We start from the raw sequence: 19,064 nt of genomic DNA on the forward strand, positions 1-19,064 counted from the left end.
TGGATGAAGGCGCGCGTCGCCTTCATCGTCAACTGAAGAGAATCGTTGTGAGAGTACTAACCGTTTTTGGCACGCGACCAGAAGCCATCAAAATGGCGCCGCTGGTTCATGCGCTGGCACAGGATCCCGCGTTCGACACCCGGGTTTGCGTCACGGCTCAGCATCGAGAGATGCTGGATCAGGTGCTGCATCTTTTTTCCATTGTGCCGGACTACGACCTGAACATCATGAAGCCCGGACAGGGGCTCACCGAGATCACCTGTCGCATTCTGGAAGGGCTGAAACCGATTCTGACCGAATTCCGCCCGGATGTGGTGCTGGTGCATGGTGATACCACCACGACCATCGCCACCAGCCTGGCCGCGTTTTATCAGCGCATTCCCGTCGGTCACGTCGAGGCGGGGCTGCGCACCGGCGATCTCTACTCGCCGTGGCCGGAAGAGGCCAACCGCACGCTCACTGGTCATCTCGCCATGTACCACTTTGCGCCTACCGAACTGTCGCGCCAGAATCTGCTGCGCGAAAACATCCCTGAAGCGCGGATCTTCGTTACCGGCAACACGGTTATCGATGCGCTGATCGCCGTACGCGACCGCGTGATGGCGGATGAATCGCTGCGCCTGCGCCTTGAAACGCAATACCCGTTCCTGGACGGCGACAAGAAAATGATTCTGGTCACGGGCCATCGTCGCGAAAGTTTCGGCGAAGGATTCGAACAGATCTGTCGCGCGCTGGCGGATATCGCCGCGCAAAACCGCGATGTACAAATTGTCTATCCGGTCCACCTCAACCCCAATGTCACCGAGCCGGTAAACCGTATTCTGGGCCACGTCGAAAACGTGGTGCTGATCGAGCCGCAGGAGTACCTGCCGTTTGTCTGGCTGATGAATCACGCCTGGCTTATCCTGACCGACTCCGGCGGCATCCAGGAAGAGGCGCCGTCGCTGGGTAAACCGGTACTGGTGATGCGAGAAACCACCGAGCGGCCGGAAGCGGTCGAAGCGGGCACGGTGCGTCTGGTGGGCACGGACACGCAGCGTATCGTCGCCGAAGTGACGCGCCTGCTGCACGACGAGGCGGCGTACCAGGCCATGAGCCACGCCCATAACCCTTATGGCGACGGCCAGGCATGCGAACGGATATTACATGCACTTAAAAATAATCGGGTATCACTATGAGTTTTAAAACCATTTCGGTGATTGGTCTGGGTTATATCGGTTTACCCACCGCGGCGGCCTTTGCGTCGCGAGAAAAACAGGTCATCGGCATCGACATCAATCAGCATGCGGTCGATACCATTAACCGGGGTGAAATTCATATTGTCGAGCCGGAGCTCGATAACGTCGTGAAAACCGCCGTGGAAGGCGGTTTCCTGCGCGCCAGCACCCAGCCTGTAGAAGCGGACGCGTATCTGATTGCTGTTCCCACGCCGTTTAAGGGCGATCACGAGCCGGATATGACCTACGTGCAGGCGGCGGCGGAGTCTGTCGCGCCGGTGCTGCGTAAAGGCGCGCTGGTGATTCTGGAATCCACATCGCCGGTCGGCGCGACGGAACAGATGGCCCAGTGGCTCGCGGCGCTGCGTCCGGATCTCAGCTTCCCGCAACAGGCGGGCGAGGCGGCGGATATTAATATCGCCTACTGCCCGGAGCGCGTGCTGCCAGGCCAGGTGATGGTCGAGCTGATTAAAAACGATCGCGTGATTGGCGGCATGACGCCGGTCTGCTCGGCGCGCGCCAGCGAGCTGTATAAAATCTTTCTGGAAGGCGAGTGTGTGGTGACTAACTCCCGCACCGCCGAGATGTGCAAACTCACCGAAAACAGCTTCCGCGATGTGAACATTGCGTTCGCGAACGAGCTGTCGCTCATTTGCGCCGATCAGGGCATTAATGTGTGGGAGCTGATTCGCCTCGCGAACCGCCACCCGCGTGTGAATATTCTGCAACCGGGCCCTGGCGTCGGCGGCCACTGCATCGCGGTCGATCCGTGGTTTATTGTGGCGCAGAACCCGCAGCAGGCGCGTCTTATCCGCACCGCGCGCGAAGTGAACGACCACAAACCGCACTGGGTTATCCAGCAGGTGAAAAGCACGCTGGCCGACTGCCTTGCTGCGACCAACCGTCGCGCGAGCGAGGTGAAAATCGCCTGCTTTGGCCTGGCATTTAAACCGAACATCGACGATTTACGCGAAAGCCCGGCGATGGAAATCGCTGAGCTTATCGCCGACTGGCACAGCGGCGAAACGCTGGTTGTCGAGCCCAATATCCATACGCTGCCGGCACGCCTTGAAGGCAAATGCCGCCTGAGCGCGCTCGACGACGCGCTGGCGCAAGCCGATGTGCTGGTGATGCTGGTTGACCATCAGCAGTTCAAAGCCATTGACGGCTCGACGCTCAACCACGCCTGGGTCGTCGACACCAAAGGAGTCTGGCGATGAAACGCTTTCTGGTTACGGGCGGCGCCGGGTTCATCGGCTCCGCCGTTGTCAGACACCTCATCCAGAACACCGACCACGCCGTGCTGGTGGTCGATAAGCTGACCTACGCCGGGAACCTGACGTCGCTGGCGCCGGTCGCGCAGGACGCACGCTTTGCTTTTGAACAGGTGGATATCTGCGACGCGCAGAGCCTTGACCGCCTGTTCACGCAGTTTAAGCCGGATGTCGTGATGCATCTGGCGGCGGAAAGCCATGTCGACCGCTCTATCGACGGCCCGGCGGCGTTTATCGAAACGAATATCGTCGGCACCTATACGCTTTTAGAGGCCGCGCGCCGCTACTGGAGCGGGCTGGCTGATGCTGAAAAAACAGCGTTTCGCTTTCACCATATCTCGACTGACGAAGTGTATGGCGATCTGCACGGCCTTGATGATTTCTTTACGGAAACCACGCCGTATGCGCCAAGCAGCCCGTACTCCGCGTCCAAAGCGGGCAGCGACCATCTGGTTCGCGCCTGGCGGCGCACCTATGGTCTGCCGACCATCGTGACCAACTGCTCGAATAACTACGGGCCGTACCACTTCCCGGAGAAACTGATCCCGCTGACCATCCTTAACGCGCTGGCGGGTAAACCGCTGCCGGTGTATGGCAACGGCCAGCAGATCCGCGACTGGCTGTATGTGGAAGACCACGCGCGCGCGCTCTGCCTGGTGGCGACGGAAGGCGTGGTGGGCGAAACCTACAACATCGGCGGCCATAACGAGCAGAAAAACCTCGATGTGGTGAAAACCATCTGCGCGTTGCTTGAAGAACTGGCGCCGCAAAAACCGGCGGGCGTGGATCAGTACAGTTCGCTTATCACGTTCGTCCAGGACCGTCCCGGCCACGATCTGCGCTACGCCATCGACGCCAGCAAAATCGAGCGCGAACTCGGCTGGCGCCCGCAGGAAACCTTTGAAAGCGGAATGCGTAAAACGGTGCAGTGGTATCTCGACAACGAGACCTGGTGGAAGCAGGTTCAGGACGGCAGCTATCAGGGCCAGCGTCTGGGGCTTGCGCGTTAAACACGACGGGAGACCGGTATGAAAGGCATTATTCTGGCGGGCGGCTCTGGCAGCCGGCTTCATCCTATTACTCGCGGCGTTTCCAAACAGCTTCTGCCCATCTACGACAAGCCGATGATCTACTATCCGCTGTCTGTATTGATGCTGGCGGGGATCCGCGAAGTGCTCATCATCACTACGCCTGAAGACCAGATCTATTTCCAGCGCCTGCTGGGTGATGGTTCCGCTTTTGGCATTTCGCTGGAATACGCCGTGCAACCGAGTCCGGATGGCCTCGCGCAAGCGTTCATTATTGGCGAGCATTTTCTTGCGGGCGGCCCTTCCTGCCTGGTGCTGGGCGATAATATTTTCTTCGGGCAGGGATTTAGCCCGAAACTGCGCCATGTGGCGGCACGTACCGAAGGCGCAACGGTGTTCGGCTATCAGGTTATGGATCCTGAGCGCTTCGGCGTGGTCGAGTTTGACAACGATTTCCGCGCCATTTCTATTGAAGAAAAACCGACGCATCCAAAATCCCGCTGGGCCGTTACCGGGCTTTATTTCTACGACAGTGACGTCGTGGAGTATGCGAAGCAGGTTAAGCCCTCCAGCCGCGGTGAGCTTGAGATCACCTCCATTAATCAAATGTACATGGAGGCAGGCAAGCTTAATGTCGAGTTGCTGGGCCGTGGTTTCGCCTGGCTCGATACTGGCACACACGACAGCCTGATCGAGGCCAGCACTTTCGTGCAGACCGTCGAAAAACGTCAGGGCTTTAAAATCGCGTGTCTGGAAGAGATTGCCTGGCGCAACGGCTGGCTTAATGACGACGACGTCCGACGCGTCGCGCAGCAGCTTGCCAAAACCGGCTACGGCCAGTATTTGCTGGAGCTGCTTCGTGCACGTCCACGCCAGTATTGAGCCTCTTGAGTGGGAGAGCCGGTTTTTCGGCATCGACAGCGCGATTGTCCGTTTCTCCGATACCGCACCGGCGTTAGACGTGGCGCAATTAGACGCCTGGTCGCGCGTGCAGGCGAAAGTACCCGCCGCGCGCGGCGATCTGCTGGATGGTCTGGCGCAGCTCGGCTTCCGGCTGGTTGAGGGCGACGTCGATTTCGCGCTGGCGCTTACGCCTGACGCGCCAGCGCGCGACGCGCAGATAACTTCCGCCACACCTGACGATATTCCGCTGCTGCGCGACGCGGCGGCGGAGGCCTTCGCCATGAGTCGGTTTCGCGCGCCCTGGTATGCGCCTGACGCCAGCGGACGGTTTTACGCACAGTGGGTTGAAAACGCGGTAAAAGGCGCGTTCGACCACGAATGTCTTATCCTGCGCACGCCGCAGGGGGCGCTTCGCGGTTTCGTCACGCTGCGCGCGCTGAACGAACAAGAAGCCCGCATCGGCCTGCTGGCCGGTCGCGGCGCCGGAGAAGCCCTGATGCAGGCGGCGCGCCAGTGGTGCGTCACGCGCGGGCTTTACACCTTGCGGGTAGCGACGCAGGCGGGCAACCGCGCCGCGCTGCGCCGCTACATTGCCAGCGGCGGCAACATCGAAAGCACCGCTTATTGGTTATACAGGTAACTATCATGATCCCATTTAACGCACCGCCCGTGGTTGGCACGGAAATCGACTATATGCAGTCTGCGATGAGCAGCGGCAAGCTGTGCGGCGACGGCGGTTTTACTCGCCGCTGCCAGCAGTGGATGGAGCATCGTTTCGGCAGCCCGAAAGTGTTGCTGACGCCTTCCTGCACCGCGTCGCTGGAAATGGCGGCGCTGCTGCTGAATATCCAGCCGGGCGATGAAGTGATCATGCCAAGCTTTACGTTCGTCTCCACCGCTAACGCCTTTGTGCTGCGCGGCGCGAAAATCGTCTTCGTGGATGTCCGCCCGGACACCATGAATATCGACGAAACGCGGATCGAAGCGGCTATCACCGACAAGACGCGCGTCATTGTGCCGGTGCATTACGCGGGCGTGGCCTGCGAGATGGACGTCATTATGGCGATTGCCGAAAAGCATCAGCTCTATGTGGTGGAAGACGCCGCGCAGGGCGTAATGTCGACGTATAAAGGCCGGGCGCTTGGCACCATCGGTCATATCGGCTGCTTTAGCTTCCATGAAACCAAAAACTACACCGCCGGCGGCGAAGGCGGCGCGACGCTGATTAACGATCCGGCGCTGATTGATCGCGCGGAGATCATTCGCGAAAAAGGCACTAACCGCAGCCAGTTTTTCCGCGGCCAGGTGGATAAATATACCTGGCGCGATATCGGCTCCAGCTATCTGATGTCTGATTTGCAGGCGGCCTACCTCTGGGCGCAGCTGGAAGCGGCAGACCGCATTAACCAGCAGCGCCTGACGCTGTGGCAGACCTATTACGACGCGCTTGCGCCGCTGGCCCGCGCCGGGCGCATCACGCTGCCGTCGATCCCTGACACCTGCCGCCACAACGCGCATATGTTTTACATCAAGCTTCGCGATATTGACGATCGCAGCAAGCTTATCGCCTACCTCAAAGAGGCGGAGATTCTGGCGGTGTTCCACTACATTCCGCTACACGGCTGCCCGGCGGGTGAAAAATTCGGCGAGTTCCACGGCGAAGACCGCTTCACTACCGCTGAGAGCGAACGCCTGCTGCGCCTGCCGCTGTTCTTTAACCTCGCGCCGGTCAATCAGCGCACGGTGATCAATACGCTGCTGAGCTATTTCGGCTGATATGTCGCTCGCTAAAGCTTCCGTGTGGACCGCCGGGTCCACGCTTATCAAAATCGGCGCGGGGCTGGTGGTCGTCAAACTGCTGGCCGTCGCCTTCGGGCCGACGGGCGTCGGCCAGGCGGGGAACTTCCGTCAGCTGATAACGGTGCTCGGCGTGCTGGCCGGGGCGGGCATTTTCAACGGCGTAACGAAACTGGTCGCGCAGCATCAGCATGACGCGGCCGGGCTTCAGCGCGTCACGGGCACGGCATCGGCCATGGTGCTGGGCTTCTCGACCTTACTGGCGGTGATTTTTCTGCTGGCGGCGGGGCCGATAAGCATTGGCCTGTTTGGCCACGATCGCTATGAAAACGTGGTGCGCATGGTGGCCTTCATCCAGATGGGGATCGCCTGGGCCAACCTGACGCTCGCGATTATCAAAGGCTTTCGCGACGCGGCGGGCAACGCGCTGGCGCTGATTATCGGCAGCCTTATCGGCGTGGCCGCGTATTACGCCTGTTTTCACTTTGGCGGGTATGAAGGCGCGCTGCTGGGCCTGGCGCTGGTGCCTGCGCTGGTGGCTATTCCGGCAGTCTGGATGCTGATGCGGCGCGAGCATGTGCCGCTGCGCTATCTGAAACCCGCGTGGGACGGCCCGCTGGCGCGCCATCTCGGTAAATTCACGCTGATGGCCCTGATGACGGCGGTGACGCTGCCGGTCGCGTACGTGATGATGCGAAACCTGCTGGCCGCCCGTTACGGGTGGGATGCCGTCGGCATCTGGCAGGGGGTGAGCAGCATCTCTGACGCCTATTTACAGTTTATTACCGCGTCGTTCAGCGTCTGGCTGCTGCCGACGCTGTCGCGCCTTGAGGCGAAGCGCGACATCACCCGCGAAATCGGGCGCGCGCTGAAGTTCGTGCTGCCCGCGGTGGCGACGGCGAGCCTCGCGGTGTATCTGCTGCGGGATTTCGCCATCTGGCTGCTGTTCTCGCCGCAGTTTACCGCCATGCGTGACCTCTTCGCCTGGCAACTGGTGGGCGACGTACTGAAAGTGGGCGCTTACGTCTTCGGCTACCTGATTATCGCGAAAGCCTCGCTGCGCTTTTATATTTTGACGGAAGTCAGCCAGTTTGCTTTATTAACCGGCTTTTCATACTGGCTTATCCCGGCGCACGGCGCGGCGGGCGCGGCACAAGCCTATATGGCGACCTATATTGTCTATTTCGCCCTCTGTTGTGGCGTATTTTTACTCTGGCGCAGACAGACATGACAGCATTGATTCACGTTCTGGGGTCCGATATTCCCCATCATAACCAGACGGTACTGCGTTTCTTTAACGATGAGCTGGCAGAGACTAACGACCAGGCGCGCCGCTTTATGGTGGTCAGCGCCGATGAACAACTCAGCCAGCCGTATCCGTCGCTTTCGCTGAGCATCTTTCCTGATAAAAAAACGCTCGCCCGCTCCGTAGTGGCGCTGGCGCGTGAAAATCGCCAGCAGCGCTTTTTCCTGCACGGCCAGTTTAATGCGCCGCTGTGGCTGGCATTGCTGAGCGGCGGACTGAAACCCGCGCAGGTGAGCTGGCATATCTGGGGCGCCGATCTTTATGAAGCTTCGCGCAGCCTGAAGTTTCAGCTCTTTTACCGGCTGCGCCGACTGGCGCAGGGGCGCGTAGGGCAGGTGTTCGCCACCCGCGGCGATCTCAGCCACTTTGCGAAGCGTCACCCTGGCGTGCCGGGCGAATTGCTCTATTTCCCGACGCGGATGGATGAAGGGTTAAACCAGCTGCCGCCGCCTGAACGCGACGGGAAGCTGACGATTCTGGTAGGTAACTCCGGCGATCGGAGCAACGACCATATCGCGGCGTTGCAGGCGGTGCATCAGCAATTCGGCGATAACGTTAATGTGATTGTGCCGATGGGGTATCCGGCGAATAACGACGCGTGGATCGAGGAAGTGACGCGGGCCGGGCAGACGTTGTTCAGCCCGGACAACCTCAATGTCCTGCGTGAAAAGCTCGATTTCGACGCCTATCTGGCGCTGCTGCGCCAGTGCGATCTGGGTTATTTCATTTTTGCGCGCCAGCAGGGGATCGGCACGCTGTGCCTGCTTATCCAGGCGGGCGTGCCATGCGTGCTGAGCCGTGAAAACCCGTTCTGGCAGGATATGGTGGAACAAAATCTGCCGGTACTGTTTACCGGCGATAAGCTTAACGAGGTGACGGTGCGCGAGGCGCAGCGTCAGTTGCAGATGGTCGATAAATCGCAAATCGCGTTCTTTAAACCTAACTACCTGACGGGCTGGCACCGCGCGCTGCGTATCGCTTCAGGAGAAGTGGCATGAGCTTACTGCAATTCAGCGGCCTGTTTATCGTCTGGCTGCTGGCGACGCTGTTTATCGGCACGCTGACCTGGTTTGAGTTCCGCCGGGTGCGGTTCAACTTTAACGTCTTCTTCTCGCTGCTGTTCCTGCTGACGTTTTTCTTCGGCTTTCCGCTGACCAGCATTCTGGTGTTTCGCTTTGACGTGGCGGTGGTGCCTGCGGAGGTGTTATTGCAGGCGCTGCTGTCGGCGGGCTGTTTCTACGCGGTCTATTACGTCACCTATAAAACGCGGTTGCGGGCGGCGCGCGCGCAGGCGGCGTCCTCCGGCGGCGGGCTGTTCACCATGAACCGCGTCGAAACCCATCTGGCGTGGATAGTAATGATGGCGGTCGCCCTGGTGAGCGTCGGCATTTTCTTTATGCATAACGGCTTTTTGCTGTTCCGGCTGCATTCCTATAGCCAGATTTTCTCCAGCGAAGTCTCCGGCGTGGCGCTCAAGCGCTTTTTCTACTTCTTTATTCCGGCGATGCTGGTGGTCTATTTCCTGCGCCAGGATAGCCGCGCGTGGCTCTTTTTCCTCGTCAGCACCGTCGGGTTTGGCCTGCTGACCTATATGATTGTCGGCGGTACGCGCGCCAATATCATTATCGCATTCGCCATTTTTCTGTTTATCGGCATTATTCGCGGCTGGATCTCGCTTGGGATGCTGGCTGCGGCGGGCGTGATGGGGATTGTGGGGATGTTCTGGCTGGCGCTGAAGCGCTACGGGCTGAACGTCAGCGGCGACGAAGCGTTTTACACGTTTCTTTATCTCACGCGCGATACTTTCTCGCCGTGGGAAAACCTGGCGCTGCTGCTGCAACATTACGGCGATATCGAGTTTCAGGGGCTGGCGCCGATTGCGCGCGATTTCTACGTGTTTATTCCGTCATGGATCTGGCCGGACCGGCCGCATATCGTGCTCAATACCGCCAACTATTTCACCTGGGAAGTGTTGAACAACCATTCGGGGCTGGCTATCTCCCCGACGCTGCTGGGCTCGCTGGTGGTAATGGGCGGCGTGTGGTTTATCCCGCTCGGCGCGGTGGCGGTCGGGCTTATCATCAAATGGTTCGACTGGCTGTATGAGCGCGGCAACCGCGAGCCGAACCGTTATAAAGCCGCTATCCTGCACAGCTTCTGCTTTGGCGCCATCTTTAACATGATTGTGCTGGCGCGCGAGGGGCTGGATGCGTTTGTGTCGCGCGTGGTCTTTTTTATGGTGGTCTTCGGCGCCTGTCTGGTGGTCGCGAAGCTGGTTTACTGGCTGCTGGACAACGCGGGGCTTATCCAGCCGCGCCGCCGTCGCGCGCCGCCGCTGTCGCCAACGGAAACGCTTTAAGGTTAAGGGAATATGATGTCTGAACAGGTCACCGCCCCGGTCTATACGCTTCGCGGGCTGCCGCTGCTGGGGTGGCGCGATATGCAACACGCGCTCGATTATCTCTATGCCGACGGCACGCTGCGCCACGGCACGCTGGTGGCGATTAACGCCGAGAAGATGCTGGCGCGGGAGGCGGACGCCGACGTCCGCAGCCTGATTGAAGCGGCGGAATTTAAATATGCCGACGGCATCAGCGTCGTGCGCTCGGTTCGTAAAAAGTACCCGCAGGCGCAGGTGTCACGCGTGGCGGGCGCCGATCTCTGGGAGGCGCTGATGGCGCGCGCCGGACGCGAAGGCACGCCGGTCTTTCTGGTGGGCGGCAAACCGCAGGTGCTCGCGCAAACCATTGAAAAACTCAAACGCCAGTGGAATGTGAATATCGTCGACGCGCAGGACGGCTATTTTAAGCCGGAAGAGCGAGCGGCGCTGTTTACGCGCATCCGCGACAACGGCGCGCAGATAGTTACGGTCGCGATGGGCTCGCCGCGCCAGGAGATCTTTATGCGCGACTGCCGTCTTGTTCACCCTGACGCCCTGTATATGGGCGTGGGCGGCACCTACGACGTCTTCACCGGCCATGTGAAACGCGCGCCGAAAGTGTGGCAAAACCTTGGGCTGGAATGGCTTTATCGTCTGATCTCCCAGCCGAGCCGCCTCAAACGCCAGCTGCGCCTGCTACGCTACCTTGGCTGGCACTACACCGGCAGGCTGTGATCCTCAGGCGGCGTCAGCCGACGCCGCCGTTTTCTTCTGATGGTTTATTGCGCAGTAAGCGCATTTTTGCCACGCATTATTTGCCATTTCCCTCAAATTGCGGAACCATTCGCCCGCCCCTTGCCGGGACGCGGCAGGGTTACGCTACCCACAGGGGCTCAGGCATTCACCATCACAATAACCAGGTTCACCTGGACGCACGTGAAACACAACACAGAGGATCTATGGCAGAGAATAAACCGGAACTACAGCGAGGGCTGGAGGCCCGACATATCGAGCTGATTGCGCTCGGCGGCACTATCGGGGTGGGGCTGTTTATGGGCGCCGCCAGTACGCTGAAATGGGCGGGGCCGTCGGTGCTGCTGGCCTATATCATCGCCGGGCTGTTTGTCTTTTTCATTATGCGCTCAATGGGCGAAATGCTGTTCCTTGAGCCGGTAACCGGTTCGTTCGCCGTTTATGCGCATCGCTACATGAGCCCGTTCTTCGGCTATCTCACCGCGTGGTCTTACTGGTTTATGTGGATGGCGGTAGGCATTTCGGAAATCACCGCCATCGGGGTCTACGTCCAGTTCTGGTTCCCGGAGATGGCGCAGTGGATACCCGCGCTGATTGCCGTAGGGCTGGTCGCGCTGGCGAACCTGGCGGCGGTGCGGCTGTATGGCGAAATCGAATTCTGGTTCGCGATGATCAAAGTCACCACCATTATCGTTATGATCGTGGTCGGGCTTGGCGTGATCTTCTTCGGCTTCGGCAACGGCGGTCATGCGATAGGCTTTGGCAACCTGACGTCGCACGGCGGTTTCTTTGCGGGCGGCTGGAAAGGGTTCCTGACGGCGCTGTGTATCGTGGTGGCGTCTTATCAGGGCGTCGAGCTGATTGGCATTACCGCGGGCGAGGCGAAAAACCCGCAGGTGACGCTGCGCAGCGCGGTCGGCAAAGTGCTGTGGCGCATCCTGATTTTCTACGTGGGCGCGATCTTCGTTATCGTGACTATCTTCCCGTGGGATGAAATCGGCAGCAACGGCAGCCCGTTTGTGCTGACCTTCGCGAAAATCGGGATCACCGCTGCGGCGGGCATTATCAACTTCGTGGTGCTGACCGCAGCGCTTTCCGGCTGCAACAGCGGGATGTACAGCTGCGGGCGTATGCTCTATGCGCTGGCGAATAACCGCCAGTTACCGGCGGCGATGGGGAAAGTCTCACGCAATGGCGTACCGGTGGCAGGCGTCGCGGTCTCGATTGTGATTCTGCTGGTGGGCTCGTGCCTCAATTACATTATCCCGAATCCGCAGCGCGTGTTCGTTTATGTCTACAGCGCCAGCGTATTGCCAGGCATGGTGCCGTGGTTTGTCATCCTGATAAGCCAACTGCGCTTTCGCCAGACGCACCAGGCGGCGATTGCCGCGCATCCGTTCCGCTCCGTGCTGTTCCCTTGGGCGAATTACCTGACGATGGCGTTTCTGGTCTGCGTGCTGGCGGGCATGGGATTCAATGAGGATACGCGTATGTCACTCATTGTCGGTGCGATTTTCCTGGTGCTGGTGAGCGTCATTTATAAGCTTTTCGGGTTCGATCGCTACGGTTCGACCCCCAAAGTGGACGGATAACCGCCAGAGTGCGCAAAGCATAACCAAACGCGCATTTTCTTCAAAAAAGCACTAGACAGCAGGGCGCGAAGTCCGTAGTATCCCCACCCGCAACGGCGCTACGCGCCCGTAGCTCAGCTGGATAGAGCGCTGCCCTCCGGAGGCAGAGGTCTCAGGTTCGAATCCTGTCGGGCGCGCCATTTAAACGGCGCTTGAGCTGCGGTGGTTTTAATACCGCGTGAAAGAATACAGTGGTGGCTATAGCTCAGTTGGTAGAGCCCTGGATTGTGATTCCAGTTGTCGTGGGTTCGAGTCCCATTAGCCACCCCATTATTTAAGAGTTTGTGGCGATGCGAAGGTGGCGGAATTGGTAGACGCGCTAGCTTCAGGTGTTAGTGTCCTTCGGACGTGGGGGTTCAAGTCCCCCCCCTCGCACCACTACTTGATTGAACAAAAAAGTCAAAAAGCAGTATACGGCGAGTAGCGCAGCTTGGTAGCGCAACTGGTTTGGGACCAGTGGGTCGGAGGTTCGAATCCTCTCTCGCCGACCACTTTTGAACCTCGCTTCGGCGAGGTTTTTTGTTTTCTGCCTCTTCACGTTTGCATTTCTCCGTTTTATTTCTTCGGCCAATCGCCTCGCTCTCTTCCTTTTCTGACGATTTTAACAACTCGACGCACTGTAATGCCGCTCACAAAATTCGGTTAGCATTATTAATCTGTTTCTGTGCTAATTATTCAGGCTGCCGTTGCGCTTTTAGGCGCTTTTTTTATTTGAAAATGAGGCTTTTTTATCAGGAACGCGTTATTGCCATGACTGGCTGACGAATCAAAAGCGGAATTTATTATTTATGATGGCGAATCAATATTAACAATTTCTGTTTTATATAATTTCCGGTAATGATCTATTTTGTTCAACCTTTTGATTTTTAAGGAATCAAAATTAAACAGTCATAAGGTTTCATGCTGAAATATTTTCGCTAATAAATTTGTTTTTTTGCCAACACCCATTACACCTATTACATATCTGAATATTTAACTGTCGGGACTGAATGCCTGGAAATTCCTCGCGTTGCCGTCTTCCCTGCGTTGTGCGCCTTTTCTGCGCACCGCCCATTTTTTCTCTTCCCGTTGTTTGCGGAACATTTCTGTTTTGACATGCGTGACAAGAATAAGTGAGGGGTTATGGCAACAATTCTCGATGGTAGCGCGACCACACAGGCAGTAACCATTCAAACGCTGGCGCGACACGGCGGCGAATTAATGACTACCGTACAGGCGCAGGGCACCCGAACATTAATTCTATCGGAGCCTTCCGTGGTGCGTGTTCAGGCCTCGCCAGACGTGGTAATGCGTTATGAGCGGCAGGGCGATGACTTAATTCTGCACATGCAGGATGGCAGCACCGTCGTCTGTAAAAACTATTTTGTCGAACAGGAGGGGTATCACAGCGAATTACTGTTCGATGATGGCAAGAATCCGCCTGTCCACGCCGTTTTCCCGTCGAATGAAAGCCTGGCCGCCAGCGCGCCGGGGCTGACGCCGGAATATCAGGCGGTAGAGAGCATTGAACCGCTGCTTATCGGCGACAATCATTCGATGACGGTTCTCGGCTCCATTCTCGGCGCGGTGGCGCTGGGCGGCGTCATTGCCGCGGCAGGCTCCGGCGGCGGTGGAGGCGGAGATGATGATAACGATCGGGGCGGTGACGGCGGCGGAAACAGCGGCTCCATCAAGCTCAATACGCTTGCCGGCGACGGTATGCTGAATGCCCAGGAGGCGCAAAACGCGCTGGTGATAAGCGGGCAGACCGTCAACGTGGCGCCTGGCACGACGATCACGGTGACGATTAACGGTAAAACCTATACCACGACGGTGGGAGCCGACAACACCTGGTCGCTGACCGTTCCGGCCGCTGATGTGCAGGCCTTCCCGGACGGCCCGTTGCCGGTGCGTGTCACCACGACCGATACCGCCGGACATGCCATCAGCGCTGAATCCTCACTGGACGTCGCGGCAGAATTCTTGCCTGACCCGCAAATCGCCCCGGTATTTGGTGATGACATGCTGGTCCTGAGCGAAAGCCAGGGTAACCAGACCATCAACGGCACGACCGGCATCACCGGCGACGGGCAGAGCGCAGTGGTGGTGATAAACAACGTCTCTTATCCGGTAGAGGTCGACAGTCAGGGCAACTGGAGCCTGACGTTAACGCCCGAACAGCTCAGCGCGCTGCCGCAGGGCGAGCTGCCGATAAGCGTTATCGTCACCGACGCGGCGGGCAATACCGGCAGTAATACCGTGATTGCGACGGTAGATACCGTTCCGCCGCCGGTGACGGTGGCGGCGCTGACCGGCGATAACCTGGTGAATGCTATCGAAAGCAAAATGCCGATTACGGTGAACGGCACCTCCGAGCCCGGCGCGCAAATCACGGTGAGCTATAACAATCAGCAATATACCGCCACGACAGGCGCTGACGGCACCTGGAGCGTGCAAATCCCTGCCGACGCGCTGAGCGGCATGGCGAATGGCAACTATCCGCTCACGGTGACCGCCAAAGACGCCGCCGGCAATACCGGTACTACCAGCGAAACTGTGACGATGGCGCTGACGCCGCCCGCGCCGACGCTTAACACGCCGTTTGGTGACGATAAGCTTAACGATAACGACACCAAATCGACCCAACTGCTTACCGGGAAAACCGGCGCGTTCGGCGACTCGCAGGGGGTTATCATCAACATCGGCGGGCTCGATGTGCTGTCCCACGCTACGCCGGTACGGGGCAGCGACGGCAAATGGTCGCTGAATATCGATCCTGTGGCGGGCGGTAATAACTATCTGGCGACCGTCGATGAAAATGGCAACTGGCAACTGGCGTTGCCGCCCGACATTCTCCAGCAGTTTGCCGACGGCGAAATTACGATAACCGTGGTGGCGGTTGATGGCGCCGGGAATTTCGGCGCGGCGCCGCAGCAGACGTTTGATGTGGATACCACGCCGCCAACGCTTTCCGTCACGCCGGTGACCGGCGATGACATTATTACGGCGCTGGAAAGCGGCGCGGATGTGGTCATCAGCGGCACCAGCAGCGGCCTGGAAAGCGGGCAGAGCGTCGATGTGCTGATTAACGGCGTGACCTATGTGACGGCCGCCGGGCCTGACGGCAGCTGGAGCGTCACCATTCCCGCAGCCCAGGTACAGGCATTGCCGCAGGGCGAGGTGCCCATTTCCGTCACCGCCAGCGATGTCGCGGGCAACCGCGGCAATGAGGTGAGTCAAGTGACGGTGGATACTGAAGTCACGCTGACGGTCAATCCTGTCGCGACCGATGACATCATCAACTCGCTGGAGATTACCGGCGACGTGCCCGTGAGCGGCACCGCGTCGGTGGAAGACGCCGGGCAGACGGTGACCGTCACGCTCAACGGCCAGGACTACACCACGACTGTTCAGCCCGATGGCAGCTGGACCGTCAATCTGCCTGCCGCCGCGCTTCAGGCGCTCGGCGACGGGCAGCAACCGCTGGCAGTGTCATTGAGCGACGCTGTGGGCAACAGCATCACGGTCAACCATCCGGTGACCATCGACGCCGACGCAGCGACGCTGCCGGTACTTTCCATCGCCACGCTCTCCGGCGACGGTTACCTGAACGCGTTCGAACATACCCAGCCGCTTCTGCTGAGCGGCACCAGTGCTAACGTCGAGGCGGGGCAGACCGTCACGCTAACGCTGAACGGCAAAACGTATACCGCCACCACGCAAAGCGATGGGAGCTGGAGCGTGGAGGTCCCCGTCGCGGATGTGCTGCAACTGCCGGATCAGGTATGGACCGTCAGCGCAAGCGTAACGGACACCAGTGGCAACCCGGCCGCCGCCAGTAGCGATCTTACCGTCGTCGCCCAGACGCATCCGACCATTTCCGTTGCGCCGATAGCCACAGATAACATCATTAACGCGACGGAAAAAGGCAGTGACCTGACCATTACGGGTGACAGCACCGCTATTGAAGCCGGCCAGCCAGTGACGGTGCTCTTTAATGGCGTGACCTATAACGCGCAGGTCGGCAGTGATGGAAGCTGGAGCGTGAACATACCGGCCTCGGCGGTGGGTAATCTCACCGACGGGCCGCTGAGCGTGGTGGTCGGCTCTGAAGATATCGCGGGTAATCAGGCTTCCGTCGTGCAGGCGGTGACTGTTGACGCGACCATCGCGCTGGCGATAGACACCGTCGCGGTGGATGATTTTATCAGCGATGCGGAATCGCAAAGCGACGTGACGATTTCCGGCACGGCCTCTGCCGCAGACGCGGGGCGCACCGTCACGGTGACGCTTGGCGGCAATGACTATAGCGCCACGGTACAGCCGGATGGCACCTGGAGCCTGGACGTGCCCGCGGCGGATGTCCAGGCGCTGGGCGATGGCGAGCTGACCGTCACCGCCTCGCTCACGGATACCGCAGGCAACGCGATTTCCATCGATCGCACCGTCACGCTCGATACCACCGCGCCGGTCGTTACTATCAACCCGATAGCGACCGATGACATTGTAAGCCAGGCGGAAGCGGGCGCGCTGGTGACGCTGAGCGGTACGGCGGAGGCCAACAGCAGCGTGGTGATTACCATTGGCTCGCTGACCTTTAACGCCACCACCAACGCCAGCGGCGTCTGGACGACTGACGTCTCGCTCGCCGCACTCGCCGATGGCGATTATACCGCAAGCGTGGTGGCCACCGACGCGGCGGGCAACAGCGGCGACGCAAGCCGCCCGTTTGAAATGCTGGTTACGCCGCCAGCGCCGACGGTTGAAGCGCTGCCCTTCGGCAACGCGTTTCTGTCACTGACGGAGTCGCAAACCGATCAAATCGTGACCGGCACAACAGGCACGGCTAACCCGGCGAGCGTGGACGTCGTCATTAACGGGATCACTTATCCCGCCACGTTTGATGCCAGCGGCAACTGGCAGATCACGGTGCCCGCCGCCGATTTGCAGGCGATGCCCGCCGACGGCTCGCAGATCCCTATCACCGTGACGGTCACCGATACCGCGGGCAATACCGGCAGCGGGGATAACAGCTTCAGCGCGGATTTTGTGCCGCCGTCGCTGACGGTAAATGACGTGACCGGCGACAACCTGATCAACCCTACCGAGGCGGCGGACGTGATTGTCGTTTCGGGCACGTCCGAGCCGGGGAGCGTCATCACGTTTACCTTAAATGGCGAAAATTACGGCCCGGTCACGACCGCAGGCAACGGCAACTGGAGCATCAATATTCCCGCAGGCCAACTGGCCTCGCTTGCCGATGACGTATATGACATGGTGGTGACCGCAGAAGATGACGCGGGCAACACAACTACCCAGACCGTGCCGCTGACCCTCGATTTTACCGCGCCGGTCGTGACCATTGACGAGCCGCTGGCCCTTGATGGCTACATCAGTCAGGCGGAAGCGCAGAGCGGGGTGACCATCACCGGCACGGGCGAGGCCGATCTGCCGCTGACATTAACGCTTAACGGCACCCCCTATAACACCACAGTCCAGTCCAACGGCACCTGGAGCGTGCTGTTGCCTGCCAGTGCGCTGGGCGCCGTGCCGAACGGCGACTATACCCTCAGCGCAACCCAAACCGACGCCGCAGGCAACAGCGGCGGCGATACCGCGCCTGTCAGCGTGCTGAGAACGCTGCCAGCGCCGACGATTACGCTGGCGTATGGCGATGGCTTCCTGAGCCAGGCGGAATCGTTAACCGAGCAGACCATCAGCGGTACGACGGGGCTTAGCACCGGGGCGCTGGTGAAAACGGCGACGGTGACGATTGGCGGCGTGGGCTATACGCCCACCATCAATAGCGACGGCACCTGGAGCGTGACGCTGACGCCAGAACAGCTCCAGGCGCTGCCGCAGGGGTCGGTACCGATCCGCGTGGACGTGACCGACGTCGCGGGTAACGCGGGTACTCGGCAGACCTTCTCGACCGTGGATACCCAGATCCCTACCATTAATGTCTTGCCGGTGACCGGCGACGACATTATCGATCAGACCGAAATCGCGGGCGGCGGACTGACCATCAGCGGCGATTCCGAGCCGGGCGCGCAAGTGACGATTGTCTTTGGCGACGTGACGCTGACCACCACGGTACTGGGCGACGGTAGCTGGAGCGTGGCGATGACGGCTGACGCGCTTGCACAGCCAGCCGGCAGTTATACGCTGGATATTACGTCGCGCGACGATGCGGGTAATGAAGTCTCCACCCAGCACATCGTACAACTACAGAACGGCGTTGCGGCGCCAGCGCTGCTGTCCCTTTTCGCTGAGCCTTTGGTAAGCAACGAGATGGCGCTGACAGGTACTGACGGCAGCGATCACTTTATTCTCAACAATCTGGATTTCAGCCGACTGGACGGCGGCGCGGGCGTCGATACTTTAACCCTTGGCGATAAAGTGCCGACGCTTAATCTGGCGCAGCTCGGCTTTAAGATGGCGCATATTGAGGTGCTCGATCTCGGTACCGGCGGGAAGGGCAGCCTGACGCTGGATCTCGATAATGCGCTCAACCTGAAAGACGAGCCGCACGAGCCGCTACGCATTACCGGCGATAACGGCGGCGAGGTGACGCTGCTCAATACGCCGGAAGGTATCTGGTCAATGAGTGGTGTCGAGAACCTCGGCGGTCAGGTGTTTGATGTTTACCACAACAGCGCGCTCGGGGCGGCTAACACGCTGGGCGACTTGCTTATTCAGGACAATATTCACGTGAAAATGATGTAGCGGGCGGGTGACGGGCTTTAGCGACACCCCGTATCATGCGTGTCGCTTACAGGAGACATATAACTTTTTA

Annotated in this window: 12 protein-coding genes and 4 tRNA genes; all 16 read left to right on the top strand. The window is 59.4% G+C overall.

Features of this window, described 5'->3' with window-relative positions:
* Positions 1-47 precede the first annotated feature (47 nt).
* The 16 genes from wecB to AACV31_RS07525 all read left to right on the top strand — a co-directional run bounded on the left by wecB (position 48) and on the right by AACV31_RS07525 (position 18,994).
* Complete coding sequence (gene wecB, locus AACV31_RS07450) at positions 48-1,178, top strand: non-hydrolyzing UDP-N-acetylglucosamine 2-epimerase (protein WP_161590089.1); 1,131 nt, start codon at positions 48-50, stop codon at positions 1,176-1,178.
* Positions 1,175-2,437 carry a UDP-N-acetyl-D-mannosamine dehydrogenase gene (gene wecC / locus AACV31_RS07455; protein ID WP_105537913.1) on the top strand — a complete coding sequence of 421 codons (1,263 nt, stop codon included), beginning with the start codon at positions 1,175-1,177 and terminating at the stop codon, positions 2,435-2,437. The genes wecB and wecC overlap by 4 nt, the downstream gene beginning before the upstream one ends.
* Complete coding sequence (gene rffG / locus AACV31_RS07460) at positions 2,434-3,501, top strand: dTDP-glucose 4,6-dehydratase (protein WP_165156801.1); 1,068 nt, start codon at positions 2,434-2,436, stop codon at positions 3,499-3,501. Before wecC ends, rffG begins: the two co-directional genes overlap by 4 nt.
* An 18-nt stretch (positions 3,502-3,519) precedes the next feature.
* On the top strand, positions 3,520-4,401 hold the full coding sequence (gene rfbA / locus AACV31_RS07465; RefSeq protein WP_007766352.1) for a glucose-1-phosphate thymidylyltransferase RfbA: 882 nt from the start codon (positions 3,520-3,522) through the stop codon (positions 4,399-4,401).
* Positions 4,379-5,062 (top strand): dTDP-4-amino-4,6-dideoxy-D-galactose acyltransferase, encoded by a 684-nt coding sequence (gene rffC, locus AACV31_RS07470; RefSeq protein ID WP_105537915.1) that lies wholly within the window; start codon positions 4,379-4,381, stop codon positions 5,060-5,062. Before rfbA ends, rffC begins: the two co-directional genes overlap by 23 nt.
* A 5-nt stretch (positions 5,063-5,067) precedes the next feature.
* A complete protein-coding gene (gene rffA / locus AACV31_RS07475) occupies positions 5,068-6,198 on the top strand; it encodes a dTDP-4-amino-4,6-dideoxygalactose transaminase (RefSeq protein ID WP_075198610.1) in 1,131 nt (376 codons plus the stop codon).
* A 1-nt stretch (position 6,199) separates the two neighbouring features.
* Complete coding sequence (wzxE, locus tag AACV31_RS07480; protein WP_165156799.1) at positions 6,200-7,450, top strand: lipid III flippase WzxE; 1,251 nt, start codon at positions 6,200-6,202, stop codon at positions 7,448-7,450.
* Positions 7,447-8,523 carry a TDP-N-acetylfucosamine:lipid II N-acetylfucosaminyltransferase gene (locus AACV31_RS07485; protein ID WP_165156797.1) on the top strand — a complete coding sequence of 359 codons (1,077 nt, stop codon included), beginning with the start codon at positions 7,447-7,449 and terminating at the stop codon, positions 8,521-8,523. The genes wzxE and AACV31_RS07485 overlap by 4 nt, the downstream gene beginning before the upstream one ends.
* Positions 8,520-9,884, top strand: coding sequence for an ECA oligosaccharide polymerase (wzyE, locus tag AACV31_RS07490; protein WP_161590095.1), 1,365 nt, complete (start codon positions 8,520-8,522; stop codon positions 9,882-9,884). Before AACV31_RS07485 ends, wzyE begins: the two co-directional genes overlap by 4 nt.
* 15 nt (positions 9,885-9,899) lie before the next feature.
* On the top strand, positions 9,900-10,640 hold the full coding sequence (gene wecG / locus AACV31_RS07495; RefSeq protein WP_165156813.1) for a lipopolysaccharide N-acetylmannosaminouronosyltransferase: 741 nt from the start codon (positions 9,900-9,902) through the stop codon (positions 10,638-10,640).
* A gap of 224 nt (positions 10,641-10,864) precedes the next feature.
* Positions 10,865-12,250 carry a bifunctional threonine/serine APC transporter ThrP gene (gene thrP / locus AACV31_RS07500; RefSeq protein WP_165156795.1) on the top strand — a complete coding sequence of 462 codons (1,386 nt, stop codon included), beginning with the start codon at positions 10,865-10,867 and terminating at the stop codon, positions 12,248-12,250.
* Between the two features lie 102 nt (positions 12,251-12,352).
* Positions 12,353-12,429: transfer RNA gene (locus AACV31_RS07505), tRNA-Arg, on the top strand.
* 54 nt (positions 12,430-12,483) lie between these two features.
* Positions 12,484-12,559: transfer RNA gene (locus tag AACV31_RS07510), tRNA-His, on the top strand.
* Positions 12,560-12,581: 22 nt separating this feature from the next.
* Positions 12,582-12,667, top strand: a tRNA-Leu gene (locus AACV31_RS07515).
* Positions 12,668-12,703: 36 nt separating this feature from the next.
* Positions 12,704-12,780: transfer RNA gene (locus AACV31_RS07520), tRNA-Pro, on the top strand.
* A gap of 631 nt (positions 12,781-13,411) precedes the next feature.
* Positions 13,412-18,994, top strand: a complete 5,583-nt coding sequence (locus AACV31_RS07525; protein ID WP_165156793.1) for an Ig-like domain-containing protein — start codon at positions 13,412-13,414, stop codon at positions 18,992-18,994.
* Positions 18,995-19,064 lie beyond the last annotated feature (70 nt).

The sequence above is a fragment of the Cronobacter sp. EKM101R genome, assembly GCF_963888145.1.
Classification (GTDB): domain Bacteria; phylum Pseudomonadota; class Gammaproteobacteria; order Enterobacterales; family Enterobacteriaceae; genus Cronobacter; species Cronobacter turicensis.

What these genes read in the sequence shown, in the direction of transcription:
- wecC (WP_105537913.1), top strand. Translation starts at nt 1,175, where the DNA reads ATGAGTTTTAAAACCATTTCGGTGATTGGTCTGGGTTATATCGGTTTA.
- rffG (WP_165156801.1), top strand. Translation starts at nt 2,434, where the DNA reads ATGAAACGCTTTCTGGTTACGGGCGGCGCCGGGTTCATCGGCTCCGCC.
- rfbA (WP_007766352.1), top strand. Translation starts at nt 3,520, where the DNA reads ATGAAAGGCATTATTCTGGCGGGCGGCTCTGGCAGCCGGCTTCATCCT.
- rffA (WP_075198610.1), top strand. Translation starts at nt 5,068, where the DNA reads ATGATCCCATTTAACGCACCGCCCGTGGTTGGCACGGAAATCGACTAT.
- wzxE (WP_165156799.1), top strand. Translation starts at nt 6,200, where the DNA reads ATGTCGCTCGCTAAAGCTTCCGTGTGGACCGCCGGGTCCACGCTTATC.
- AACV31_RS07485 (WP_165156797.1), top strand. Translation starts at nt 7,447, where the DNA reads ATGACAGCATTGATTCACGTTCTGGGGTCCGATATTCCCCATCATAAC.
- wzyE (WP_161590095.1), top strand. Translation starts at nt 8,520, where the DNA reads ATGAGCTTACTGCAATTCAGCGGCCTGTTTATCGTCTGGCTGCTGGCG.
- wecG (WP_165156813.1), top strand. Translation starts at nt 9,900, where the DNA reads ATGTCTGAACAGGTCACCGCCCCGGTCTATACGCTTCGCGGGCTGCCG.
- thrP (WP_165156795.1), top strand. Translation starts at nt 10,865, where the DNA reads ATGGCAGAGAATAAACCGGAACTACAGCGAGGGCTGGAGGCCCGACAT.
- AACV31_RS07525 (WP_165156793.1), top strand. Translation starts at nt 13,412, where the DNA reads ATGGCAACAATTCTCGATGGTAGCGCGACCACACAGGCAGTAACCATT.